This window comes from Telluria sp. ZB4P34, assembly GCF_059686055.1.
The window spans coordinates 38,165-62,225 of sequence record NZ_JCASIF010000017.1; the positions used below are offsets into that span (position 1 = coordinate 38,165).

The following is a 24,061-nucleotide window of genomic DNA, read 5'->3' on the forward strand; positions in this document are numbered from 1 at the left end:
CGGCTCAGGCAGCCAGGCGGTCCGGGCTCGAACCTTCCGACAGCGCCCAGACGTCCAGCATGGCCTGCTCGAGCTCGACCGGCTGTGCAAAGCCGCTCAGGCCGCGCGCCTCGGTGACCTGCTGGACGGCTGCCAGCGGGTCGCCGCCCTGGCCGGCACGCTCGATCACCTGCAGCAGCAGGCGCTGCTGGGTGCGGCGCAGGGCCTGCATCGCGTAGTTGCGCAGCTGTTCCTGCGACTTGCTCTGGGCCGGCAGCTTCAGGCCGCGCTCGAGCGTGTCGATGCCGGCCTGCTGGCGCAGGGCCATGCCGACCTGCAGGAACTGGGCCAGGCTCATGCCGCTCGGACGCTGGACCGACACCGCCGCGAACAGGAAGGTGGCCAGCGACTCGATGGTCTCGACCGCCTTCCAGGCCGCGGTGAAGGAAGTCGGCAGGCCGCTGTGGCCGTCGGCTTCCGAACGGGATGGGGTCAGCGAACGCAGCTGGTCGGCCTGGCCGAACAGGGTCGAGAGCTCGGCCATGCCGTCGGTACCGGCCGGCAGCGAGAGCACGCCTTCGATCACGGCGCGCAGCAGCGCACGGGTGCGGGTGTCGACCGCCATCGAGACGTCACGCGGCACCGTCAAGGCATCGGCGTCGAGCGCGTCGAACACCGGCGCCAGGTGCAGCGCCGACCAGGCGCGGGCCCAGGCCTTCACCACTTCGGTTTCGTCCACACGGTGCTCGGCGGCCAGGTCGCGCAGCATCAGCGGACCGCAGCGGTTGACCGCTTCGTTGGCCAGCACGGTCGCCAGGATGGCGTTGGCCAGCGGGTGGTCCAGCGGGTTGCGGGTGGCGACCAGCTGGGCCGGGAAGTACGGACGCAGCAGCGGCTCGGCCCAGGTTTCCTTCGTCAGGTCCAGCGCCGACAGGGTACGCTTGAAGCGGTTCTTCACATTGGCCACGACCACCGCCAGTTCCGGCGCCGTCAGGCCCAGGCCCAGGGCCTTGCGGCGCTGCAGTTCGGTATCGGTCGGCAGCTGTTCCAGTTCGCGGTTGACGGCGCCTTCCGATTCCAGGTTCGTGATCAGGGCGGCATAGCCGTCGACGGTCGACGCGGTGGCCTGCGCCTGCGCCTCGCGGGTCAGCAGGTGGGTCTGCAGCGTGTTGTCGCGCAGGACCAGGTCTTCCACGGCGCCGGTCATCTCGTTCAGGATGCGGTTGCGGTCGGCTTCAGGCAGTTCACCGGCGTTGACTTCGGTGTCCAGCCAGATCTTGATATTCACTTCGTGGTCGGAGCAGTCCACACCGGCCGAGTTGTCGATCGCATCGGTGAAGATGCGGCCGCCCGCCAGGGCGAACTCGATACGGCCGGCCTGGGTCGCGCCCAGGTTGCCGCCTTCGGCCACTACCTTGCAGCGCAGTTCGTTGCCATTGACGCGGATGCGGTCGTTGGCGCGGTCCTTCACCTGGGCGTGGGTCTCGTTCGAGCACTTGATGTAGGTGCCGATGCCGCCGTTGTAGAACAGGTCCACCGGCGCCAGCAGGATGCGGTGCATCAGCTCTTCCGGCGACAGCGCGCTTTCCTCGATGTCCAGGGCAGCACGCACTTCCGGGCTCAGCTCGATCGAGCGCGAGGTGCGCGGATACACGCCGCCGCCCTGCGAGATCAGGCTCTTGTCATAGTCTTCCCAGGACGAGCGTGGCAGCGCGAACATGCGCTCGCGCTCCTTGAACGAGACTGCGACGTCCGGGGTCGGATCCAGGAAGATGTGGCGGTGGTCGAACGCCGCCAGCAGTTTCAGCTGGCGCGACAGCAGCACGCCGTTGCCGAACACGTCGCCCGACATGTCGCCCACGCCGACCATGGTTACCGGGGTGCTGCCCATGTCGTGGCCCAGTTCGTAGAAGTGGCGCTTGACCGCTTCGAACGCGCCTTTGGCGGTGATGCCCATCTTCTTGTGGTCATAGCCGTTCGAGCCGCCCGAGGCGAACGCGTCGCCCAGCCAGAAGCCGCGCTTGACGGCGATGCTGTTGGCGATGTCCGAGAAGGTCGCGGTGCCCTTGTCGGCGGCCACCACCAGGTACGGGTCGTCCTGGTCGTGGCGCACGGTGTTGTCCGGCGGGACGATGGCGCCGCGCACGCGGTTGTCGGTCACTTCCAGCAGGCTGGCGATGAATTCGCGGTAGCAGGCTTCGCCTTCCGCCGCCACCACTTCACGCGCTGCATTGGCCGGCATCTGCTTGCACACGAAGCCGCCCTTCGAGCCGGCCGGCACGATGACGGCGTTCTTCACCATCTGCGCCTTCACCAGGCCCAGTACTTCGGTGCGGTAGTCTTCCATGCGGTCCGACCAGCGCAGGCCGCCGCGGGCGACCGGGCCGCCGCGCAGGTGCACGCCTTCGAAGCGGCGCGAGAACACATAGATCTCGCGGTACGGACGCGGCTCCGGCGCCAGCGCCAGGTTGCTGGTGTCGACCTTGAAGATGATCTTCTCACCGTCGTTCTGGAAGTAGTTGGTGCGCACGGTGGCCAGGGCCAGGTCGACCAGCGCGGCCATGATCTCTTCGGTGTCGGCGTGGTTGACGGTCGACAGGCCGGCCTTCAATGCCGACAGCTTGGCGGTGCCGGCGCCGTGCTCGGAATCGCCCAGCTTCGGGTCGAAGCGCAGCAGGAAGGCGGTAACGAATTCCTTCACCAGGGCCGGCTGGGTGCGCAGGGTCTCGGCCATGTAGCGCACCGAGAACTTCGAGCCGAGCTGGCGCCAGTAGCTGATGTAGGCGCGCACCAGCTGCACTTCGCGCAGCGACAGGCCGCCTTCGATGGTCAGGCCGTTCATGCGGCCGTCTTCGGCTTCGTTGTTGAACAGCGCGGTGAACAGTTCCTCGGCCACCGGGATGATGCCCGGCTTGACCAGCTTGGCGCCGCTTTCGTCGTCCACGGCCAGCGCGGTGACGTTGTGGATGGCGCCATCCGGATTCTTGAAGGTCCAGGTCTGCTCGCGGTCGACCGCGATGCCGGCGTTCTGCAGGGCCGGCAGGATGCGCGACAGCGAGGGCACGTTCTCGCCCGAGTACAGGCGGATCGAGGCATCGATGCCATTGGCGGCGTCGCCCGGCTCCACGCGCACGGCGACACGGTCGTGCAGGCCGTTCTTCAGCACGGCCTGCAGGTCGCGGAAGGCGGTTTCCGGCGCGGTGTTGGTGACAAAGCTGACCGGCAGGTTGCTGCCCAGCTTGCGCAGGTTGCTGCGCATGCCGGCGTCGCCGATGGTGTTGGTGACGGCGGCGAAGCGGTCATGCCAGCCATCCAGCACCGCCAGCAGCGGCTGCTGGATGTCGGTCTCGAGGTCGAGCGGATAGCGGGCGGCCTGGGCGATCAGGTAGACGCGGGCCAGCGGGCCGTCGGCCACCAGGGTCTGGACGCGCACATCGACCGCACCCGAGCTGTTCTTGAGGGCCGAGGCCAGGCTGGCCGCGACGGCGGCGCTGTAGCGCTCGCGCGGCAGGTAGACCAGCACGTTCAGGTGGCGCGCATACACGTCGCGGCGCGCGAACACTTTCGGGCGCGGCTGCTTGTACATCGACACGACCGAGGAGCACACCTGGGCCAGCCATTCCGGATCGGCTTCCAGCGCTTCGGTGCGCGGCAGCGATTCGAGGATCTCGACGAACTTCTCGGCGCGGAAGCCTTCCTGGCGCACGCCGGCGATCGACAGCACCTTGGCCACGCGGCCGCGCGCGAACGGCAGGCGCGCCAGCGGGGTCGCGGTGGCGGCGCGGGTGAACAGGCCCACGAAGCAGTGCTCGCCCAGGATGCGCCCCTGGGCGTCGGTGTTGCGCACGCCGATGAAGTCGAGCGGCTGGTCGCGATGCAGGGTGCCCTCGACGTCGGCTTTCACGATCGACAGGGTGTCGGCGCGGCGCGACAGGGTTTCGAAGTCGCCCGGGATATTGGCCAGGCAGGTACCGTAGACCGGGTGCGAGGTGTCGGCAAGCACGCCGATGCGGCTCGGGATGTCGCGTTCGAGTTCGCGCACGCCTTCCTTCACGGCATAGTAGGCGTAGCCGAAGGGCTCGAAGCCCTCGTTCTTGGCCCATTCGAGGAATGCGGCCACTTCCTGGCCTTCGGCGCTGCCGGCCTCGCTGTTGCTACTTGCGGCGGCGGCGGCGACGGCGGTCATGCGGTCGGCCATCTTGACGGCGTCGCGGTGCACGGTGGCGGCATCGTTGGCGACCATGCGGATGCGTGCGGTCAGGGAATCGAGTTCGCCGAATTCGAGTTCGTCGCTCATCAGGATCAGGACGATCGATTCCAGCGGCGCGCCGGCTTCGCCGACGGCGGTTGCGATGCCGCCCGCTTCACGGCGCACGGCCAGCACGGCGTTCATCACGCCGGCGGCGGTCTGGCGCTCCTTGCGCAGGGCCATGACGAAGGAATCGACCAGGTAAGGCATGTCGTCGTTCAGGATCAGCAGGGCAGTGGCCATGCCGCCACGGGCGTCGGAATACTTCATCTGCGCGATCTGGCAGCCGGGGCCGGTGCGCTGGGCCAGCTGCGAGAAACCTTCCCACAGTACCGGGGCCAGGCTCTCGGGCGCGGTGCCGGCCAGGTCTTCGTCATCGAGCGATCCGAGCCACGCGCTGATCAGCGCGCCCACCTGGGCGTTGGCGCCGGCGGCGGCGTGGTTTGCGTTCACCAGCGCGAGCGTCTGGTTACGCAAATCTTGAGGCATGTCTTTCATCTTGCTTCTCCAAAGTTTGTGTGCCCGGCGCGCTGAGGCTTGTGGCTGTGCGCGGCCCTGGCTTTATATGGACGGGGGTGTCCCGTCCGAATTCCGTGCGCGCCTTGAACCGGGGCGCGCCAATCCGCTATTAGAACATGCCGCATCGGCCCGGTCACCCGTGCGCTGCGGCCTTCCCGCCCATTTTTACGACAGGTCGTACAGGCCCGGCAGGCCGAGGATGCGTTCCAGTTCCTCGAGCGCCGCGGCGCATTCGATCGCCAGCTGCGGGTCGGCCAGGTCCTTCGGCTCGACCCGGTCGCGGTAGTACTTCTCGACCCAGGCGACCAGCTGCGCATACAGCGCTTCGGTCATGATCACGTTGCCGTGCAGGGCCGCCGCTTCCTCGTCGGTCAGGGCTACCCGCAGGCGCAGGCAGGCCGGGCCGCCGCCATTGCGCATGCTCTGGCGCAGGTCGAATTCGAGCAGCTCGTCGATCGGGCCGCCGCTCGCGACCATGCCGGCCAGGTAGCGCGAGACCGCCTCGTTCTCGCGGCATTCGTGCGGCACCACCAGGGCCATGCGGCCGTCCGGCTTGGTGAGCAGCTGGCTGTTGAACAGGTAGCTGGCCACGGCGTCGGCCACCGGCACCTGGGCGCCGGCCACGCGCACCGGCGCCAGCTCGGCATCGACGCCGGCCAGCGCGCGGCGCAGCGCGTCCAGCGTGACGGCTTCGTCCGCGAACGCTTCTTCATGGTAGAACAGCACGTTGCCGTTGCCGACCGCGATCACGTCGTTGTGGAACACGCCCTGGTCGATCACGTCGGGATTCTGCGAGGCGAATACGGTGCGCGCCGGGTCCAGGCCGTGCAGGCGTGCGACCGCCTGCGAGGCTTCCAGGGTCTGGCGCGCCGGGTACTTCTTCGGGCTTGGGGCGGACGGGTCGAACTCGGCGCGGCCATACACGAAGAATTCCACGCCGGCGGCGCCGTGGGCGCTGGCAAAGCGGGTGTGGTTGGCGGCGCCTTCGTCGCCGAAGGCCGGCACCGGCGGCAGCGCGTCGTGCACCACGAAGCGGCTGGAATCCTGGAAGATCGCGCGCAGGGTGCGGGTGGCCTGCACGTACTCTTCCGAGCGGTGCAATTTGTTGTTCAGGTTCGCCGGGGTAAAGTGCACGCGTCCGTCCAGCGTATCGCCCGATGGGCTGACGGTGGCCGCATTGGCAGTCCACATCGGCGCCGCCGAATAGGCGCAGGCCAGGATCACGGGCGCATCGCGGAAGGCGCGCGCCAGCACGTCGGCGTCGGTGCCGGAAAAGCCGATGCGGCGCAGCAGGCGGAAGTTCGGGCGTGCCTGCGGCGGCATCACGGCCTGGGCGAAGCCGCGCATGCCGAGCGCGCGCATCTTGGCCAGGCCCTGCAGGGCGGCCTGGCGCGGGTTCGAGGCGCTCCTCACATTGCTGAACGAGGCGACGTTGCCGAACGAGAGTCCGGCGTAGTTATGGGATGGGCCGACCAGGCCGTCGAAGTTGTATTCGCGAGCGATACGCATGGTGTAGTAAGCCTTAGAAGCTGAGCCCCGGCGACAGCTTCGCCGGCATGTCGAGTTCCGCCGTCTCGATCGAGGCGACCGGGTAGGCGCAATAATCGGCGGCGTAATAGGCGCTCGGGCGGTGGTTGCCCGATTTGCCGACGCCGCCGAACGGGGCCGAGCTGGCCGCGCCGGTGGTCGGGCGGTTCCAGTTGACGATGCCGGCCCTGGCGCGCACCGAGAAGCGCTTCCACAGCGCCTCGGAGGGCGACAGCAGGGCCGCGGCCAGGCCGTACTCGGTGGCGTTGGCGACGCGCAGGGCCGCGTCGAAATCCTTCACGCGGATCACCTGCAGAAGCGGGCCGAACCACTCTTCGTCCGGGATGCCCTGCGCATCGGTGGTGTCGACGATGCCGGCGGTGACGAAACCGGCGTTCGGGTCGAGCTGCTTCATTTGCAGCAGCACCTTGCCGCCCTTGGCCTCCATGTCGGCCTGCGCCTGCACCAGGCGGGCGGCGACGGCGCTCGATACCACAGGCCCCATGAAGGGCTGCGGATCGGCCTTCGACGGGCCGGGTTGCAGCGATGCTGCGATCTCGACCAAACGGTCAAGGAATGCCTGGGCCTGCGGCGAGTCCTGGATCACCAGGCGGCGCGCGCAGGTGCAGCGCTGGCCGGCCGAGATGAAGGCCGACATCACGGTGTGGTGCACGGCGGCGTCCAGCAGCTTGGCGTCAAGCGGGATGTCCCACACCACCAGCGGGTTGTTGCCGCCCATTTCCAGCGCCAGCATCTTGCCCGGCCTGCCGCCGAACTGCTTGTGCAGGGCCATGCCGGTCTGGCTGCTGCCGGTGAACAGGATGCCGTCGATGTCCCCGTGCTGGCCGAGCGCCACGCCGGTGTCGCGGCCGCCGTTGACCAGGTTCAGCACGCCCTTGGGCAGGCCGGCCTGTTCCCACAGCTGCACGGTCTTCACGGCGGCGCGCGGCGCATATTCGCTCGGCTTGAACACCACGGTGTTCCCGGCGATCAGGGCCGGCACGATGTGGCCGTTCGGCAGGTGGCCGGGGAAGTTATACGGGCCGTAGACGGCAAACACGCCGTGCGGGCGGTGGCGCAGCACGGCGTTGCCGTCGGCTACCTTGGCGGCCGTTTCGCCGGTGCGCGCGCCATACGACTGCGCCGAGATGTCGATCTTGTTGGCCATGGTCGCCACCTCGGTGCGCGCTTCCCACAGCGGCTTGCCCACTTCCTCGGCGATGATCGCGGCGAGCTCCTCGCTGTGCTCCTTCAGCAGGTCGCGGAAACGCGTGCAGACGGCGATGCGCTCGTCCAGCGGCGTGAGCGCCCAGGATTCGAAGGCATTGCGGGCGGCCGCAGCGGCGCGCGCCACGTCGTCAACGGTGGAGGCCTTGCTGGTCCAGGTCTGGCGCCCGGTCGACGGGTCGATGGTGGCCAGTTCCGGGCCGCTGCCGGCGAGCCACTCGCCGCCGATATAGTTCGAGAGATCAGGCATTCGCGTTCTTCCTTGTATTGAGGGGCAGCGTGCGCACTGCATCGCCGGCCTGCACGTGCAGCTGCGACAGTTCTTGCGCGGACAGCGCGACACGCGTGGCGCCGGGAACGGCGCGGGTCACGATCATGCGGAAATCGGTGAGCTTCGTGTTCGACACCAGGAGGTGTTCGGTGTGCTCGAGCTCGTCGTGCGGCCCTTCCACGGCGGTCGCCAGCACGCTGTCGCGCACCGCGCGCAGCTCGGACACGCGGCCCTGCAGCACCGGGCCGGCGTCGAAAATATCGACGTAGCCTTCGTAGTGCATGCCCTCGTTTTCCAGCAGCTTCTTCGCCGGCAGGGTCGAAGTATGCACCTTGCCGATCACTTCGCGCGCCGATTCCGGCAGGTAGTCCACGTACAGCGGCTGGCGCGGCATCAGCTCGGCGATGAAGGACTTCTTGCCGATCGCGGTGAGGCCGTCGACGTGGTCGAAGTCCATCTTGAAGAAGTGGCGGCCCAGGCCTTCGTAGAAGGGCGAGACGCCGTTCTCGTCCTGGTACCCGCGCATCTCGGCGATGATCTTCTCGGTGAACAGCTGCTGGAACTGGGCGATGAACAGGAAGCGGCTTTTCGACAGCCACTTGCCGTTGAAGCCGGCGCGGAACTGTGGCAGCAGGAACAACGAGCACAGTTCGGACGAGCCGGTCAGGTCGTTCGACAGGTACAGGGTCTCCATCCGCGTGAACACGTTCAGCTCGCGGCTGCAGTGCACCAGGGTGCCGATGCGGTAGTTGTAGAAGGGCTCGGTGAGCCCGACCGCGCCCTTGATCGCGCACACGCCGGCGATGCTGCCGGGCCCACCAGACTGCGCGGTTTGCTCGAGCACGAACATGTAGTCGCGCTGCTCGGGCGGGATGGTTTCGTTGAACGAGGCCACCGCAGTGGCGACGCGGTCGCCCAGCATCTTGCGGTCGGGCTTGAGCGTGGTCATGCCGCTGCCGGCCTGGCGCGCCATGTCGATCAGCGCGTCCAGGTCCTCGGTTTTCACTGCACGGATTACGAGCATCGGTTCCTCTCTCAGATGCGCACGCAGGTGACGCTGTCGCCGGGCGACACGCCGAGCGCCTGCTGGGCGTCGCGCGACAGGCAGATCGCCTGGCCGGATTCCGCCGGCGGGCAGGCGGTGATGACGGCGCGGAAGTTCTGCTCGCTGCTGGCCACCGCATAGGTGACGAATTCATCGGCGCCGGCCGCGCGGCCGGCGTTCTCGACCTGGCGCAACTGCGAGGCGCAGAAGGAGCGCAGGGCATTCTTGTGGGCCTGCAGGATCGGGCCGCCATCGAAGATGTCGATGTACTCGTCGGCCTCGAAGCCTTCCTGCGTGAGCAGGTTGAAGGCCAGCTGGCCGCTCGGGTGGATCTGGCCGAGCGCGGCCTGGGCGTCGCCCGGCAGCAGCGGCACGTAGACCGGATAGTGCGGCATCAGCTCGACGATCAGGGTGCGGTTGCGGGCGCCGTCGATGACGCGCTCGGCGTCGAGGAAGTCCATCTTGAAGAACTTGCGGCCCAGCGCATTCCAGAACGGCGACTGGCCTTCGCCATCGGTGACGCCGGCCAGCGGCACGAAGAAGCGGTCGCCGAAGCGCTGCGGCGCCAGCACGGCGTACAGCAGACGCGCACGCGACAGCAGCGCGGCTTCGCTACCTGCGCTGTCGCGGTTGCGGATGTAGAAGCCCGACAGGTGCGAGTAGGCGGTCAGTTCCGAACACAGGGTCAGCGCGTGCACGCTGTGGCTGATGTTCAGGTCGCGCGACACCTGCTGGATCACGTCGTTGCGGAACGCGAAATAGGTGCCGTTCGAGCCGGCCGAGGCGTGGATCGACGAGGTGCCGACCACTTCGCGCGTGCGCAGGTCTTCCAGCACGAACTGGTACGACTCTTCGCTTGGAATATCGACGTGGGCGGCGAACGAGGCGATCGAACGCTCGACCGCCGCGACGATGGCTTCGCGCGTGCGCGGCAGCGTGTGCACACCGGGGATCGACACCGCGGCCATCGCCTCGAGGGCGCCGATATCCGCGCGTTCTACCGGACGAACTACATACATGCGTACTCCCAAGATGGGTCAATTCAAACGGCGAGGCCGGCCATGCCCGGGGAGGGCTGGCCGGCCGGTGGCAGGCGCGAAATCAGCCCGCGATGAAGGCCTGCACGGCCTCGCGCATCAGGCGGTCGGCTTCCGCGATCTGCTCGTCCGACACGACCAGGGCAGGCGCCAGGCGCACTACGTCCGGACCGGCGATCAGGAGCATCAGGCCGAGCTTTTCGCAGAGCTTGGTGTAGTCCTTGGAGCGGCCCTTGAAGTCGGCCGCCATCGGCAGGCCGATGAGCAAGCCCTGGCCGCGCGGCTTGCCGAACACCTGCGGGAACTCGCCCGACAGCTTTTCGAGGTTGGCGAAGATCTTGCCGCTGGCTTCCTTGACGCGCGCCAGGAAGCTTGGGTTGCTGATGGTCTCGACCACCTTCAGGCCGACGGTGGCCGCCAGCGGGTTGCCGCCGTAGGTGGTGCCGTGCGAGCCGACATTGAAGTGCTGGCCGATCTCGTCGGTGGTCAGCATGGCGCCGATCGGATAGCCGTTGCCCAGCGCCTTGGCCGAGGTCAGGATGTCCGGAGTTACGCCGGTGTCCATGTAGGCGTAGAAGGCGCCGGTGCGGCCGACGCCCGACTGCACTTCGTCGAACACCAGCAGCGCGCCGGTCTGGTCGCACAGTTCGCGCAGCGCCTTCAGGAACGCGCGGTCGCCCGGGATCACGCCGCCTTCGCCCTGGATCGGCTCGACGATCACGGCGGCAACGTCATCCAGGATGGCGGCGCGCGCCGCGTCGATGTCGTTGTACGGAATATGATTGATTTCCTGCGGCAGCGGCTCGAAGCCTTCGGTGTACTTCGGCTGGCCGCCCACCGAGACGGTGAACAGGGTACGGCCGTGGAAGGACGACAGGAAGGACACGATGCGCGACTTGTGCGGGCCGAACTTGGTGTGCGCATACTTACGCGCCAGCTTCAGGGCCGCTTCGTTGGCTTCGGCGCCGGAGTTGCAGAAGAAGGCGCGATCGGCAAAGGTGGCTTCGGTCAGGGCCAGGCCCAGGCGCAGCACCGGCTCGTTGGTGTAGCCATTGCCGAGGTGCCAGACCTTGCCCAGCTGTTCGGTCAAGGCGGCGACCAGTTGCGGGTTGCAGTGGCCCAGGCTCGACACGGCGATGCCCGAGGTGAAGTCGAGGTAACGCTTGCCTTCCTGGTCCCACAAATCCAGGCCCGCGGCGCGCACCGGCACCATGGCGGCCGGGGCGTAGGTGGGGACGAGGACTTCGTCGAAGGTCTGCCGGGTGACAGGCCGCGTGGTGACACCGGAGTCAAGGTTTGCGTTCATGGCTTCTTCCTCATCTAGAGACGGTTGTGCGCGGACCCAGTGCCGCACAGAGTAGAGCCATTATAGGAAGCCACCCTGGCAAGTTCTTGCAGAACTGCGACAGGGATTTTCGTTTTTAGTCGGGGAAATATTGCGTAACTACCAAACAGGTCCGGGCATCACTGTGCCAGCTTGCGCTGCCGCTCCTCCCGCGGTGTATTTCCGAACAGCGCCCCGAAGGCCGTCGAGAAATGCGAGCCCGACGAAAAGCCGCACATCAGCCCCACCTGGACGATCGAATAATTGGTTTCGAGCAGCAGTTTGCGCGCCCGTTGCAGGCGCAGTTCGAGGTAGTAGCGCGAGGGCAGGCTGCCCAGGTATTGCTTGAACAGGCGCTCCAGCTGGCGGCGCGAAATGCCGGCCAGGCCGGCGATTTCGTCGGTGGAGAGCGGCTCTTCGATATTCGCTTCCATCAGGGCCACGGCCTCGGTCAGCTTCGGCTGCAGGGCGCCGAACCTGGCCTGCAGCGCCACCCGCTGGCGCTCGTCCTTGCCGCGCACGCGGTCGATGCACAGGATTTCCTTCACCTGGGCCTGCAGCGCCGCGCCAAACAGCATCTCGACCAGGGTCAGGGCGAAATCGATGCTGGCCGCGCCGCCGCAGCAGGTGAGGCGGTTGCGGTCGAATTCGTACAGGTTGGGGGTGAACAGCGCCTGCTCGGCCAGCGCATTGGTATCCGGGTACAGCGCCCAGGGCAGCGCGGTGCGCACGCCGTGCAGGGCGCCGGCGTCGGCCAGCCACAGCACCCCGGCGCCGACCCCGCCCCAGAACGGCGCCGCGCGGCAGCGCTCGACCAGGGCGCGGCAGTTGGCCGGCTTCAGGGCTGCCTCGGCCTCGTCGGCCACCAGCAGCACCAGGTGCCAGTGGCGCATGGCGTCGGCGGCGAATTTGTCGGGACTGCGTACGTCCACGTGCAGCAGCTCGGGACCGAGCAGCTTGGCCGCCAGGCGCAGCGGCTGCACCAGGCCGGACCAGGTGAGCATGTCCGGCTCGCCCGCGTTCACGAGCAGCACGCGCAGCGGCCTTTCCTGTGCCAGTTGGGACAGGTCAGCAGGCTGCATCGGTACGGATGGGCGGTGTCATTCGGGAAGCGGGCATGGAGCCCGGCAGGTCGCGTCGCCCGCTATCATACTGGAAGAAGCGATTGGAAGAACCGGACCACCTCCACACATGCCACTGGCGGCAAACCTGCGCCGGCCAGCTATAATCCTGGCCCATGGGGGAACGATATTTAAAGAGCGTCCGGCTGCTGGCCGAGTGCATGCAAGGCTTCGAGCGTTTTTCCGGCGAGTCCGTGCGCCAGCACGGCTTGACGCATGCGCAGTTCGATATCATTGCCACATTGGGCAATACGCCGGGCATGAGCTACAAGGAGCTCGGCGAGCGCACCCTGATCACCAAAGGCACACTGACAGGTGTGATCGAACGCCTGGAACAGAAGGGCCTGGTGCTGCGCGAGCGCAGCAGCGACGACAAGCGCTCGTTTTTCGTGCGCCTCACGCCGGCAGGCGATGCGGTATTCGCCGATGTGTTTCCCAAGGTAGTAGCACACGGCAAGCAACTGTTCGCCCACTATGGCGAGGCCGACTTCGATGCCCTGGAAAGCGTGCTGCGCAGGCTGCGCGACCAGATCGCCGCCGGCATCCCCCCTCCTCACTCACCATAAACAAAGGAATTGCCTTGAAAACATCCCTGATCGACGGCAAAAAGCCTGCCCACTTCGACAAACACATCATCGGCAATATCCTGCTGGATGTCGCACCGTTGGAAGAGGTCAAGCAGGAAGCCATGCTGATCGGCGTGCGCAACGAAGCGGGCGAGATCTACCGCCTCATTGGCGCCACCAAGCTCAACAGCTTCATGAATGCGAGCGAAGAGCTGCTCGACCTCGGCCTGGTCGACGAACTGCAGGATCTCGAAGAGCAGAAGGAAGGCTGCGACGCCATCTTCGGCGAGCCCTGATCTCTCGCTTTGGCAACAGAAATAGTGCCGTAAGGCAATTTTACTGGGCCGAGCAATGCGATGGGGGGTATAATTTTTCGATGGACCGACTCTCTGCCCTCAAGAGCATCGGCGCCCAGGCAAGCCGTGGCGACCTCAGCTTTCCGACCAAGGTCGCCGCGACGCTGAAGCTGCAGCGCGCCCTGGGCGAACCCGACTGCCATACCGACATGGCGGCGCGCCTGGTGCAGGCCGAACCCCTGCTCGCCGCGCGCACCGTGGCGATTGCGAATTCGGTGGCCTACAACCGCTCCGGCCACGACGTGACCAATGTCCGGGCCGCCGTGCAGCGGGTCGGTTTCCGTACGCTGGGCGCCCTGGCCGCCTCGGTCATCGTGCGCCAGCTGGCCGGCGAGATCGCCGACCCCGCCCTGCGCACCAGGGCCGATGCCTTGTGGGTCCACTCGGCGCATGTGGCCGCACTGGCCCAGGTGATCGCGCGCCGCGTGTCCTTCGTCGATCCGGAGACGGCGATGTTCGCCGGCATCGTGCACGAGGTCGGCGGCTTCTACCTGCTGTCGCGCGCCGAAGAGTTCCCGGGCCTGCTCGACGGCGGCGCCGAGGAATGGATCGAGCACGGCGAAGTGGCGATCGGCCGCGGCGTATTGCTCAAGCTGGGCGTGCCGGTGCCGGTGATGGGCGCCATCGAGGCGCTGTGGAACGGCATGCGCGCCCTGCCGCCGGAAACCTTGGGCGACACCCTGCTGCTGGCCAAGGACCTGGCGCCCTTCCCGTCCCCACTGCGCGAGCGCGCTGGCGCCACCACGCTCGAATCCGCCGCCACGATCGACTTCACGGTCGGCGCAGGCACCCTGGCCCAGGTGCTGGCCGAGTCGAGTGAGGAAGTCAAGAGTCTAACTTCCGCCCTCCTGTAAGCCCTTTGGCAAAAAAATGCCCGCTCGAGGGAGCGGGCAAAGTCCAAAACTAGGGATGTCCTGAAAGAGACGCTTTTACTATAAGCCTCGCACGAGACCGCTTCCGTGCGCTGATTCACACAGACCGTCGCTTTCCTGCCGGGCGAAAAAAAAACCCGCTCCGGTTGGGGAGCGGGTGAAGTCCAAAACTAGGGATGTCCTGAAAGAGACGGTTTCACTATACATCGTCCACCTCGGCGATTTCCGTGCGCTGATTCACTTAATCCACCTACTTTGACGCGTTGACGCGATACGCTGGGTATTGTGGCGCGCTACCGTTTAAGGATCGCTTCCGCGGCAAGCTGATGTTGCCGGAAGATTCAGTCTTCATTCCTGAACAGGTGCGCACATGACACATCTTTCCAGCCAGACCTTGCATCCGTCGCGCCGCCGCTTCCTCGTCCAGGCCATGGCCGGGGCCGGCCTCGTGGCCCTGTCCACGCCCCGTGCCTTCGCCGCACCCGGCATCGTCATTCCCAACCTTACCGGCCTGTATCCGGTCGAAGTCGCCCGCGTAGTGGCGCCGCTGTCGACGCAGGAAGTGGCGCAGGCACTGCGCGACTGGCCGGGGAAGATCGCGGTGGGCGGCGGCCGCTACAGCATGGGCGGCCAGGTCGCCATCCGCGGCGGGCTGCACCTGGACATGCGCAGCATGAACCGGCTGCTGCGGCTGGACGTCCACGCGAAGCTGGCGCGGGTCCAGGCCGGCATGCGCTGGCGCGACCTGCAGGATGCGCTCGACCCGCTCGGCCTGGCCGTACACACGATGCAGAGCTTTTCGAATTTCACCGTGGGCGGCGCGGTCTCCGTGAATGCCCATGGCCGCTACGTCGGCAACGGGCCGGTGGTGAACTCGGTGCGGGCCTTGCAGCTCGTACTGGCGGACGGCGCGATCGTGGAAGCGAGCCGCACCCGCCATGCGGACCTGTTCCACGCCGCCGCGGGCGGCTACGGGGCGGTCGGGGTGATCACCGAAGTGGAGCTCGATCTGGCGGAGAACACCCGCATCGAGCGGGTCGTCGAGGAGATGGCGCTCGATGACTATCCGGCCTGCTTCCAGCGCGTACTCGCACGCGGCGACTGCATTTTCCACAATGCCGACCTGCTGCCGCCGCTGTTCAACGCGCCGGTGGCGGTGTCCTGGCACAGGACCACGAAAGCCCTGACCGAGCCCGCCAGGCTGGTGCCGCGCGGCCAGTCCTACAGCCTGAACCAGAACCTGCTGTTCGCAATGACCGAACTGCCGCGCGGCGACCTGCTGCGCAGGAAGCTGGTCCACCCGCTGCTGCTGGCGCGGCCAGCCGTCACCTGGCGTAACCATGAAGCCAGCCTCGACGTCGCGGAACTGGAACCGCGCACGCGCGCGCTGTCGACCTACGTCCTGCAGGAATATTTCATCCCTGTGCGGCACTTCGCCGCCTACGCCCGCGCGATGGCGGCCGTCATCCGCAAGCACGATGCAGAAGTGCTGAACGTGTCGGTGCGCCACTCGCCGGCCGACCGGACCGCCCTGCTGCCCTGGGCCAAGGAAGAGGTGTTTTCCTTCGTCGTCTACTACAAGCAGCGGACCCATGCGGCGGCCAGGCGCGCGGCCGGCGACTGGACCCGCGCGATGATCGACACCGCGCTCGCGTTCGGCGGACGCTACTACCTGCCTTACCAGCTTCACGCCAGCCGGGAGCAATTCGACCGCGCCTATCCGGAGGCGGACAATTTGCGCAAGCTCAAGCGCAGCGTCGACCCGGCAGGCAGGTTTTCCAACGCACTGTGGGAAAAGTACTTATGAACCCCGCCGTCGACGCAAAAAAAACCCGCTCCGGTTGGGGAGCGGGTGAAGTCCAAAACTAGGGATGTCCTGAAAGAGACAGGTCCACTATAGGGAAACCGTTTCAGAACTTCCGTGCGTTACCGCACATAAACAGTTAACTTGTCACACACCTTTGATCAAATGTAAAAATGCCGCCGCGGCGAACCGGGGCGGCATGTGCCTGGCGAGGGCCGGGACTTAGACCACGGCGCCGTCGTGCTCGTCCTTTTCCTTCACCGGCTTGATCAGGTCTTCGCGCTTCACGCCCAGCCACATGGCCAATGCGGCGGCGACGAACACCGACGAATAGATGCCGAAGCAGATGCCGATGGTCAGCGCCAGTGCGAAGTAGTGCAGCGCGTGGCCGCCGAACAGCAGCATCGACAGCACCATGATCTGGGTCGAGCCGTGGGTGATGATGGTGCGCGAGATGGTGCTGGTGATCGCGTGGTCCATCACTTCCTCCACGCTCATCTTGCGCTGCTTGCGGAACATCTCGCGGATCCGGTCGAAGATGACGACCGATTCGTTGACCGAGTAACCCAGCACCGCCAGGATCGCCGCCAGCACCGTCAGCGAGAACTCCCACTGGAAAAAGGCGAAGAAGCCGAGGATGATGACCACGTCGTGCAGGTTGGCGATGATCGCCGAGACGGCAAACTTCCACTCGAAGCGGATCGCCAGGTAGGCGACCACGCCGATGATCACCATGACCAGTGCGTTCAGGCCGTTCTGCTGCAGTTCTTCGCCAACCGCCGGGCCGACGAATTCCACACGCTGCAGGCTCACCGCTTCCTGGCCGGCCGCGGTCACGCAGCTGGTGCGGTTGACCGTCTGGCCTTTGTCGGTCGTGACCTGCGTGACCTTCGGCAAGCCCTGCTCCGAGGCGCAGACCGCATTGAAGACGCGGGTCGAGGCGCCGGCCGCAGCCTGCCCTTCGATGATCGGCAGGCGCAGCAGCACGCTCTGGGCGGTGCCGAAACCGGTCACTTCAGGGGCCTCGTAGCCGATGCCGCGCAGCGTCGTGCGAATCTTTTCCTGGTCGGCCGCGTGCGGGTAATGCAGTTCCATCACGGTGCCGCCGGTGAACTCCACCGAGTAATGCAGGCCCTTGGTCACCAGGAAGAACACCGCTGCCAGGAAGGTCAGCGCCGAGATCACATTGAGGATCACGGCGTGACGCATGAACGGGATATCCCGTTTGATCTTGAAAAATTCCATGGTTATTCCTGAGGTGCGTTTTGCTTGTTAGGCGTGAAGCCTTCTTTCCAGACCGTGCCGATCGAGATGCCCGTCAGTTTCTTCTTGCGGCCATACCAGAGGTTGATCAGGCCACGGGCCACGAACACGGCCGAGAACATCGAGGTCAGGATGCCAAGGCAGTGCACCACGGCGAAGCCGCGCACCGGACCGGAACCGAAGATCAGCAGCGCCAGTCCGACGATCAGGGCGGTGACGTTGGAGTCGAAAATCGTGTCCCAGGCGTGCTTGAAGCCGGCGTTGATCGCCACCTGCGGCGTTGCGCCCGCGCGCAATTCCTCGCGGATGCGCTCGTTGATCAGCACGTTGGCGTCGATCGCCATACCGAGGGTGAGCGCGATTGCCGCGATACCCGGCAGGGTCAGGGTAACCTGCATCATCGACAACAGCGCCAGCAGGAACAGCACGTTGGCGGCCAGCGCAATGGCGCTGACGAAGCCCACCAGATGGTAGTAGAGCACCATGAAGACCGCGATCGCCACGAAGCCCCAGAGGGTGGACTTGAGGCCGCGTTCGATGTTCTCCGCGCCCAGCTGCGGGCCGATCACGCGCTCTTCGATGAATTCCATCGGCGCCGACAGCGCGCCCGAGCGCAGCAGCAGGGCCAGCTCGTTGGCGTCTTCGATGCTGCCGATGCCGGTGATCTGGAAGGTCGAACCCAGCTCCTGGTTGATGACCGGCGCCGTCGGCACGCTGTACACGCCTTTTTCCTTCAGCAGCACCGCCAGCCGCTTGCCGACGTTGTCGCGGGTGGCCATGCGCATGCGGCGGCCGCCGTCGCCGTTCAGGTCGATAGAAACGGCCGGCTGCTGGTTCGAATCGAAACTGGCGACGGCGCTGGAGATGTAGTCGCCAGTCAGGATGATGTCCTTCGACACCACGACCGGGCCGCCGCGCCCCTCGGTGAACAGTTCCGAGTTCAGCGGGATGGCGGCGGTCGTTTCGGTACCCGGGGTGACGGTCGAGTCGACCATGCGCAGCTCCAGGGTGGCGGTGCGGCCGATGATGTCCTTGGCGCGCGCCACGTCCTGCACGCCCGGCAGCTGGACGATGATGCGGTCGGCGCCCTGCTGCTGGATCAGCGGTTCGGTGGTGCCCAGTTCGTTGATGCGCTTGGACAGGGTGGAGATGTTCTGCTTCACGCCCTCTTCCACCGTGCGGCGCAGCGCCTCCGGCTTCATGTTGACGACCAGCTTCAGCTCGGTGCCGTCGGCAGTTTCGGCGAAAGCCAGGTCCTGGGACTGCTTGGCCAGCGCATTACGGGCCGCGGTACGGGTGGCGTCGTCGCGGAAACGCACTTCGATGCTGTTGCCGACGCGTTCGATGCCGGCGTGACGGATGTTGGCGTCGCGCAGCTGGCTGCGTATGCTGGCCTGCAGGCCCTTCACCCTGGTGTCGAGCACGGCCTTGCTGTCGATCTGCAGCAGGAAGTGCACGCCGCCGCGCAGGTCCAGGCCCAGGTTCATGGGCTTGGCGCCGAGCGATTCCATCCAGGCCGGGGTGTTCTTCACCAGGCCGACCGTGACGATGTAATCGGGATTGTCCTTGTTGCCGTTCAAGTCGCGCTCGAGCGCCAGCTTGGCCTTGAACTGGGCGTCGGTGCTGTTGAAACGTGCCCGCACCGAGGTGCTGTTGCCGCTGCCTTCGAGCGCAACCCCGTCGGCCGGAATACCGTTGCGCTTGAGCGCATCCTCGACCAGGCCGACGGTGGCGCTGGTGATATTGACCGTCGTTTTACCGGTAGTAACCTGCAGTGCCGGCGATTCGCCGAAGTAATTAGGTGCCGTGAACAGCGCGCCCAGCAGGAGCGCGACGGCGATCAATAGATATTTCCAGACGGGATAGCGATTCATAGTGTTCCAGCGTTCAATGGTGGCACGATGCGGCCCTTTTTCAGTTGGGCCGCTGGTGGTGCTGACCGGATTACAGTGCCTTCAGGGTGCCTTTCGGCAGCAGCGTCACCACTGCGTTCTTCTGGACCACGATTTCGGTGCCGGCCGAGATTTCCAGCGTCACATAGGTGTCGGCCACCTTGATCACGCGGCCCAGGATGCCGCCGGCGGTCGCCACTTCGTCGCCCTTGGTCAGTGCGTCCATCATCGCTTTCAATTCGCGCTGGCGCTTCTGCTGCGGACGGATCATGAGGAAGTACATCACCACGAACATCAGGATCAGCGGCAGGAACGTGGTCATGCTACCCATCAGGCCAGGATCGGCTGCGGCCGTGGTTTGCGCATACGCGTTGGAAATGAACACAAGGACTCCGTTGTTAAAGATAGACAGTAAGGATTAAAAAATAAGCGGTGTATTCTAGCACCGGCAGGGGGGCCGGGGACAATCTGAGGCTATGTAGGTTTGCAATTCCAGATTGCAAGATGTTGCAGGAAATTTAATGCAATCGGAGGGTGGACGGCTTCGCCGTCCGCGCGTTCAAACAGCCGGCGCGTCTTCGCGATGCATGCCATAACTATCACCGCGTGGGCGGGAGACCCGCCCACCCTACGTCAAATTCCACGCGAGCGCTCAGCCCGGAACCGGATCCGGAACTCGTTGAACTTGTCCGCATCGATCGCATCCCGCATCTCCTGCATGATCTTCAGGTAGAAATGCAGGTTGTGGATCGTGTTCAGGCGCGCGCCCAGGATCTCGTTCGAGCGGTGCAGGTGGTGCAGGTAGGCGCGCGAGAAGTTCTTGCAGCAATAGCAATCGCAGCTTTCGTCCAGCGGCGCCATGTCGTCCTTGTAGCGCGCGTTCTTGATCTTGACGTCGCCGAAGCGCGTGAACAGCCAGCCGTTGCGGGCGTTCCGGGTCGGCATCACGCAGTCGAACATGTCGACGCCGTTGGCCACGCCCTCGACCAGGTCTTCCGGCGTACCGACGCCCATCAGGTAGTGCGGCTTGTTCTCAGGCAGGCGCGGGCCGACGTGGGCCAGGATGCGCTGCATGTCTTCCTTCGGCTCGCCCACCGACAGGCCGCCGATCGCCAGGCCCGGGAAATTGATATCCTCGAGGCCGGCCAGCGACTCGTCGCGCAAGCTCTCGTACATGCCGCCCTGGACGATGCCGAATAGCGCATTCGGGTTCTCGCCGCGATTGAATTCGTTCATCGAGCGCTGGGCCCAGCGCAGCGACATGCGCATCGACTTGGCCGCTTCCTCGCTCGTCGCCGGACGGCCATCGATCTCGTAGGGGGTGCACTCGTCGAACTGCATCACGATGTCCGAGTTCAGCGAGCGCTGGATCTGCATCGAGACTTCGGGCGACAGGAACTGGCGCGAGCCGTCGATCGGCGAGGCGAACTTCACGCCCTCTTCCGTGATCTTGCGCATCGCGCCCAGCGAGAACACCTGGAAGCCGCCGGAGTCGGTGAGGATCGGGCCGTCCCAGCCCATGAACTTGTGCAGGCCGCCGAATTTGTCCAGTACCGCCGTGCCCGGGCGCAGCCACAGGTGGAAGGTGTTGCCCAGGATGATCTGCGAGCCTACTTCCTTCAGCTCGATCGGGTCCATCGCCTTGACCGAGCCGTAGGTCCCGACCGGCATGAAGATCGGGGTTTCGATGGTGCCGTGGTTGAGCTTCAGGCGGCCGCGGCGCGCATGCGACAGGCCGCTGGTGTCTTTTTTAAGGAGGGTAAATTCGAGCATATTCTTTGAGGTGCCTTTATCGCATGCACTTAGCAAAAACGTGTGGTCAGCAGCATGGCGTCGCCATAGCTGAAGAAGCGGTAATCGTTGGCGATCGCGTGCTGGTAGGCCTTGCGGATCTCGTGGTAGCCGGCAAAAGCCGACACCAGCATCATGAGCGTCGACTTCGGCAGGTGGAAATTGGTGACCAGGCGAGTGACCGTCTTGAAGGTATAGCCCGGCGTGATGAACAGCGCCGTGTCGTCGCTGCCGGCCTTCAGCGCACCCGATTGCGAGGCCGATTCCAGCGCCCGCAGGCTGGTGGTGCCGACCGCCACCACCTCGCGCCCGAGCGCCTTCGCCGCGCGCACCGCCTCCACCGTCTCCGGGGGAACGGTGTACCACTCGGAGTGCATCTTGTGCTCGGTGAGGTTTTCGACGCGCACCGGCTGGAAGGTGCCGGCGCCCACGTGCAGGGTCACGTAGGCCAGTTTGATCCCTTTTTCGGCCAGGCGGTCGAGCAGCTCCTGGTCGAAGTGCAGGCCGGCGGTCGGTGCAGCGACGGCGCCCGGCTCTTTCGAATACACGGTCTGGTAGCGCTGCTCGTCGAACTCGTCCGCGTTGTGCTCGATGTAGGGCGGCAGCGGCAGGCGGCCGTGGGCCTCGATCAGCTCGAACACGTCGCCGCCCTCCTCCGGAAAGTGCAGCGTGAAGAACTCGCCGGCGCGCTCCCCGGTGGTGACGTCGAAAGCGTCGGCCAGGCGGATGCGGTTGCCCGGCTTGGGCGACTTCGAGGCGCGCACCTGGGCCAGCACGGTGCGCTTGTCCAGCACGCGCTCGACCAGCACTTCCACCTGGCCGCCGGTTTCCTTGACGCCGAAGAAGCGCGCCTTGAGCACGCGCGTATTGTTCATCACCAGCAGGTCGCCCGGCTGCAGCTGGTCGACGATGTCGGCGAAGCGCCGGTCGGTGATCAGGTCGCCATCGAGCTGCAGCAGGCGCGAGGCGCTCCGGTCAGGCAGCGGAAGTTGCGCGATCCGCTCTGGCGGCAGGTCGAAATCGAAATCGGAGAGCGAGTACATTGTTTTGAATTCTGGGAAAATAAAGGCTGTCAGCCTTACAATAGAGGCTGCAGCGCGTGCGGCGAACCCTCTATTTTACGCCAGCAAAGCCCGAATTGCCGCAATATGCCCGCCACCAAGACCCTATCCGCCCCAAAAACCATCGAATCCAGGCTCGCCCGGCTGGGCCTGCGCACCGACATGGACCTGGTGCTGCACCTGCCGATGCGCTACGAGGACGAGACCAAGGTGGTCACGATCCGTGAGGCCGCCATGCGCGGCCTGCAGACCTGGCAGGTCGAAGGCGTCGTGGTCAAGAACGAAATCACCTACAAGCCGCGGCGCCAGCTGCTGGTGCAGATTGCCGACGAGACCGGCGACCTGCAGCTGCGCTTCATGAATTTCTACGGCAGCCAGGTCAAGCAATTGTCCGAAGGCGTGAGGGTGCGCGCGCGCGGTGAACTGAAACACGGCTTCTTCGGGGCCGAGATGGTCCATCCCACCTATAAGGTGATCAACGAGGGCGCTCCCCTGCCGAGTTCGCTCACGCCGGTGTATCCGGCCGGCGAAGGCCTGTCGCAGACCGTGATGCGGCGCGCGATCGGCGACGCCATGAAGCGGGTGGACTGGCGCGACACCCTGCCCAACGCTTTCCTCTCCCGCCTCCAGCTATGGGATTTCGAGCCCTCGGTGCGCCTGCTGCACTACCCGCCGGCGGACGTGGACGAATACGCATTGACCGAACGCTCGCATCCGGCCTGGACCCGCATGAAGTTCGACGAGCTGCTGGCCCAGCAGCTTTCCTTGAAGCGGGCGCAGCGTGCCCGCCGCGAGAAAGGCGCGCCGCAGCTGCACGCCGTAGGCGAGCTGTCCGCCGCTTTTCTTTCCGCCCTGCCCTTCCGGCTCACCGGCGCCCAGCAGCGCGTGGTGAAGGAAATCGGCGCCGACCTGCGCGAAGCGTATCCGATGCAGCGCCTGCTGCAGGGCGACGTCGGCAGCGGCAAGACTGTGGTGTCGGCGCTGGCCGCGGCCCAGGCCATCGACAGCGGCTACCAGGCGGCGCTGATGGCGCCCACCGAGATCCTGGCCGAGCAGCACTTCCGCAAGATCGCCGCCTGGATGGAGCCGCTCGGCGTGAAGGTGGCCTGGCTGACCGGCAGCCTGAAAAAGAAGGAAAAGGATGCGGCCAAGGAGCTGATCGAATCAGGCGAAGCGAAGCTGGTGATCGGCACCCACGCCCTCATCCAGGATACGGTGCAGTTCGCGCGCCTGGGCCTCGTCATCGTCGACGAGCAGCACCGCTTCGGCGTCGGCCAGCGCCTCACGCTGCGCAACAAGGGCAGCGACGGCCTGGTGCCGCACCAGCTCATGATGTCGGCCACGCCGATCCCGCGCACCCTGGCCATGACGTATTACGCCGACCTGGAAGTGTCGGTCATCGACGAACTGCCGCCGGGGCGCAGCCCGATCGTCACCCGCGCCATCGACCAGAACCGGCGCGACGAGGTGATCGAGCGGGTGCACGCCGCGGCGCAGGAGGGCCGGCAAGTGTACTGGGTCTGCCCGCTGATCGAGGAATCCGAGGTGCTGCAGCTGCAGACCGCGACCGAAACCTACGAGACCCTGGCCGAGGCCCTGCCCGACCTGCAGGTGGGGCTGGTGCACGGGCGCCTGAAACCGGCCGAAAAACAGACCATCATGGACGCCTTCATCGCGGGCGAGATCCACGTGCTGGTGGCCACCACCGTGATCGAGGTCGGCGTCGACGTGCCGAACGCCTCGCTGATGGTGATCGAGCATGCCGAGCGCTTCGGCCTGTCGCAACTGCACCAGCTGCGCGGCCGCGTGGGCCGGGGCTCGGCGGCGAGCGTGTGCCTGCTTCTGTATCAAAGCCCCTTGGGCCAGGTGGCCAAGCAGCGCCTGCTGACGATGCGCGAAACCACCGACGGTTTCGAGATCGCGCGGCGCGACCTGGAGATCCGCGGCCCCGGCGAATTCCTGGGTGCGCGCCAGTCGGGCGAGGCGATGCTGCGCTTCGCCGACCTGGAAGCCGACCAGTGGATCGTGGATAAGGCGCGCGACGTGGCGCAGTATCTGCTGGATAACGGCGACCGGCCGGAGTACATGGCGGTCATCGATGCCCACCTGACGCGCTGGCTGGGCGGACGGGAAGAGTTCCTGAAGGTCTGAGCCGAT

Annotated in this window: 17 protein-coding genes; 5 read left to right on the forward strand and 12 right to left on the reverse strand. The window is 66.0% G+C overall.

Annotated features, from left to right (window positions below; genetic code table 11):
- Positions 1-4: 4 nt before the first annotated feature.
- From AC56KL_RS20140 to AC56KL_RS20170, 7 genes are all read right to left on the reverse strand, one after another.
- Positions 5-4,726 carry an NAD-glutamate dehydrogenase domain-containing protein gene (locus AC56KL_RS20140; RefSeq protein WP_497181953.1) on the reverse strand — a complete coding sequence of 1,574 codons (4,722 nt, stop codon included), beginning with the start codon at positions 4,724-4,726 and terminating at the stop codon, positions 5-7.
- A 186-nt stretch (positions 4,727-4,912) separates the two neighbouring features.
- On the reverse strand, positions 4,913-6,256 hold the full coding sequence (astB, locus tag AC56KL_RS20145) for an N-succinylarginine dihydrolase (protein WP_497181954.1): 1,344 nt from the start codon (positions 6,254-6,256) through the stop codon (positions 4,913-4,915).
- Positions 6,257-6,269: 13 nt separating this feature from the next.
- On the reverse strand, positions 6,270-7,751 hold the full coding sequence (gene astD, locus AC56KL_RS20150) for a succinylglutamate-semialdehyde dehydrogenase (protein WP_497181955.1): 1,482 nt from the start codon (positions 7,749-7,751) through the stop codon (positions 6,270-6,272).
- Positions 7,744-8,796 (reverse strand): arginine N-succinyltransferase, encoded by a 1,053-nt coding sequence (gene astA, locus AC56KL_RS20155; protein ID WP_497181956.1) that lies wholly within the window; start codon positions 8,794-8,796, stop codon positions 7,744-7,746. The genes astD and astA overlap by 8 nt, the downstream gene beginning before the upstream one ends.
- An 11-nt stretch (positions 8,797-8,807) precedes the next feature.
- Positions 8,808-9,836 carry an arginine N-succinyltransferase gene (locus tag AC56KL_RS20160; protein WP_497181957.1) on the reverse strand — a complete coding sequence of 343 codons (1,029 nt, stop codon included), beginning with the start codon at positions 9,834-9,836 and terminating at the stop codon, positions 8,808-8,810.
- Between the two features lie 82 nt (positions 9,837-9,918).
- Positions 9,919-11,160, reverse strand: coding sequence for an acetylornithine/succinyldiaminopimelate transaminase (locus AC56KL_RS20165; RefSeq protein WP_497181958.1), 1,242 nt, complete (start codon positions 11,158-11,160; stop codon positions 9,919-9,921).
- 158 nt (positions 11,161-11,318) lie between these two features.
- Positions 11,319-12,260, reverse strand: a complete 942-nt coding sequence (locus AC56KL_RS20170) for a GlxA family transcriptional regulator (protein ID WP_497181959.1) — start codon at positions 12,258-12,260, stop codon at positions 11,319-11,321.
- A 155-nt stretch (positions 12,261-12,415) separates the two neighbouring features.
- On the opposite strand from AC56KL_RS20170, the gene AC56KL_RS20175 reads away from it, so the two are divergent.
- The 4 genes from AC56KL_RS20175 to AC56KL_RS20190 all read left to right on the forward strand — a co-directional run bounded on the left by AC56KL_RS20175 (position 12,416) and on the right by AC56KL_RS20190 (position 15,900).
- The gene (locus AC56KL_RS20175) at positions 12,416-12,865 is read left to right on the forward strand and encodes a MarR family winged helix-turn-helix transcriptional regulator (RefSeq protein WP_497181960.1); all 450 of its coding nucleotides are present in this window, start codon (positions 12,416-12,418) and stop codon (positions 12,863-12,865) included.
- 14 nt (positions 12,866-12,879) lie between these two features.
- On the forward strand, positions 12,880-13,161 hold the full coding sequence (locus AC56KL_RS20180) for a hypothetical protein (protein WP_497181961.1): 282 nt from the start codon (positions 12,880-12,882) through the stop codon (positions 13,159-13,161).
- Positions 13,162-13,241: 80 nt separating this feature from the next.
- Positions 13,242-14,075 carry an HDOD domain-containing protein gene (locus AC56KL_RS20185; protein WP_497181962.1) on the forward strand — a complete coding sequence of 278 codons (834 nt, stop codon included), beginning with the start codon at positions 13,242-13,244 and terminating at the stop codon, positions 14,073-14,075.
- 388 nt (positions 14,076-14,463) lie between these two features.
- A complete protein-coding gene (locus tag AC56KL_RS20190; protein WP_497181963.1) occupies positions 14,464-15,900 on the forward strand; it encodes an FAD-binding oxidoreductase in 1,437 nt (478 codons plus the stop codon).
- Positions 15,901-16,119: 219 nt separating this feature from the next.
- On the opposite strand, the gene secF is transcribed toward AC56KL_RS20190, so the two are convergent.
- The 5 genes from secF to queA all read right to left on the reverse strand — a co-directional run bounded on the left by secF (position 16,120) and on the right by queA (position 21,886).
- Positions 16,120-17,142, reverse strand: coding sequence for a protein translocase subunit SecF (secF, locus tag AC56KL_RS20195; RefSeq protein ID WP_497181964.1), 1,023 nt, complete (start codon positions 17,140-17,142; stop codon positions 16,120-16,122).
- A gap of 2 nt (positions 17,143-17,144) precedes the next feature.
- Positions 17,145-19,034 (reverse strand): protein translocase subunit SecD, encoded by a 1,890-nt coding sequence (gene secD, locus AC56KL_RS20200; RefSeq protein ID WP_497181965.1) that lies wholly within the window; start codon positions 19,032-19,034, stop codon positions 17,145-17,147.
- 70 nt (positions 19,035-19,104) lie between these two features.
- Positions 19,105-19,437: a preprotein translocase subunit YajC gene (yajC, locus tag AC56KL_RS20205; RefSeq protein WP_497181966.1), complete on the reverse strand. Its 333-nt coding sequence runs from the start codon at positions 19,435-19,437 to the stop codon at positions 19,105-19,107.
- A 248-nt stretch (positions 19,438-19,685) separates the two neighbouring features.
- Positions 19,686-20,825, reverse strand: a complete 1,140-nt coding sequence (gene tgt / locus AC56KL_RS20210) for a tRNA guanosine(34) transglycosylase Tgt (RefSeq protein WP_497181967.1) — start codon at positions 20,823-20,825, stop codon at positions 19,686-19,688.
- 29 nt (positions 20,826-20,854) lie between these two features.
- A complete protein-coding gene (queA, locus tag AC56KL_RS20215) occupies positions 20,855-21,886 on the reverse strand; it encodes a tRNA preQ1(34) S-adenosylmethionine ribosyltransferase-isomerase QueA (RefSeq protein ID WP_497181968.1) in 1,032 nt (343 codons plus the stop codon).
- A 105-nt stretch (positions 21,887-21,991) separates the two neighbouring features.
- Here queA and recG point away from each other — a divergent pair, with 105 nt between their 5' ends.
- Positions 21,992-24,055, forward strand: coding sequence for an ATP-dependent DNA helicase RecG (gene recG, locus AC56KL_RS20220; RefSeq protein ID WP_497181969.1), 2,064 nt, complete (start codon positions 21,992-21,994; stop codon positions 24,053-24,055).
- Positions 24,056-24,061 lie beyond the last annotated feature (6 nt).

Bases quoted from the DNA above. Each gene is read 5' to 3' on its own strand.
- recG (WP_497181969.1), top strand. From the start codon at position 21,992: ATGCCCGCCACCAAGACCCTATCCGCCCCAAAAACCATCGAATCCAGG.
- AC56KL_RS20170 (WP_497181959.1), bottom strand. From the start codon at position 12,260: ATGCAGCCTGCTGACCTGTCCCAACTGGCACAGGAAAGGCCGCTGCGC.
- AC56KL_RS20140 (WP_497181953.1), bottom strand. From the start codon at position 4,726: ATGAAAGACATGCCTCAAGATTTGCGTAACCAGACGCTCGCGCTGGTG.
- AC56KL_RS20190 (WP_497181963.1), top strand. From the start codon at position 14,464: ATGACACATCTTTCCAGCCAGACCTTGCATCCGTCGCGCCGCCGCTTC.
- AC56KL_RS20185 (WP_497181962.1), top strand. From the start codon at position 13,242: ATGGACCGACTCTCTGCCCTCAAGAGCATCGGCGCCCAGGCAAGCCGT.
- AC56KL_RS20175 (WP_497181960.1), top strand. From the start codon at position 12,416: ATGGGGGAACGATATTTAAAGAGCGTCCGGCTGCTGGCCGAGTGCATG.
- tgt (WP_497181967.1), bottom strand. From the start codon at position 20,825: ATGCTCGAATTTACCCTCCTTAAAAAAGACACCAGCGGCCTGTCGCAT.
- astA (WP_497181956.1), bottom strand. From the start codon at position 8,796: ATGCTCGTAATCCGTGCAGTGAAAACCGAGGACCTGGACGCGCTGATC.
- astB (WP_497181954.1), bottom strand. From the start codon at position 6,256: ATGCGTATCGCTCGCGAATACAACTTCGACGGCCTGGTCGGCCCATCC.
- secD (WP_497181965.1), bottom strand. From the start codon at position 19,034: ATGAATCGCTATCCCGTCTGGAAATATCTATTGATCGCCGTCGCGCTC.
- AC56KL_RS20160 (WP_497181957.1), bottom strand. From the start codon at position 9,836: ATGTATGTAGTTCGTCCGGTAGAACGCGCGGATATCGGCGCCCTCGAG.
- AC56KL_RS20165 (WP_497181958.1), bottom strand. From the start codon at position 11,160: ATGAACGCAAACCTTGACTCCGGTGTCACCACGCGGCCTGTCACCCGG.
- queA (WP_497181968.1), bottom strand. From the start codon at position 21,886: ATGTACTCGCTCTCCGATTTCGATTTCGACCTGCCGCCAGAGCGGATC.
- secF (WP_497181964.1), bottom strand. From the start codon at position 17,142: ATGGAATTTTTCAAGATCAAACGGGATATCCCGTTCATGCGTCACGCC.
- astD (WP_497181955.1), bottom strand. From the start codon at position 7,751: ATGCCTGATCTCTCGAACTATATCGGCGGCGAGTGGCTCGCCGGCAGC.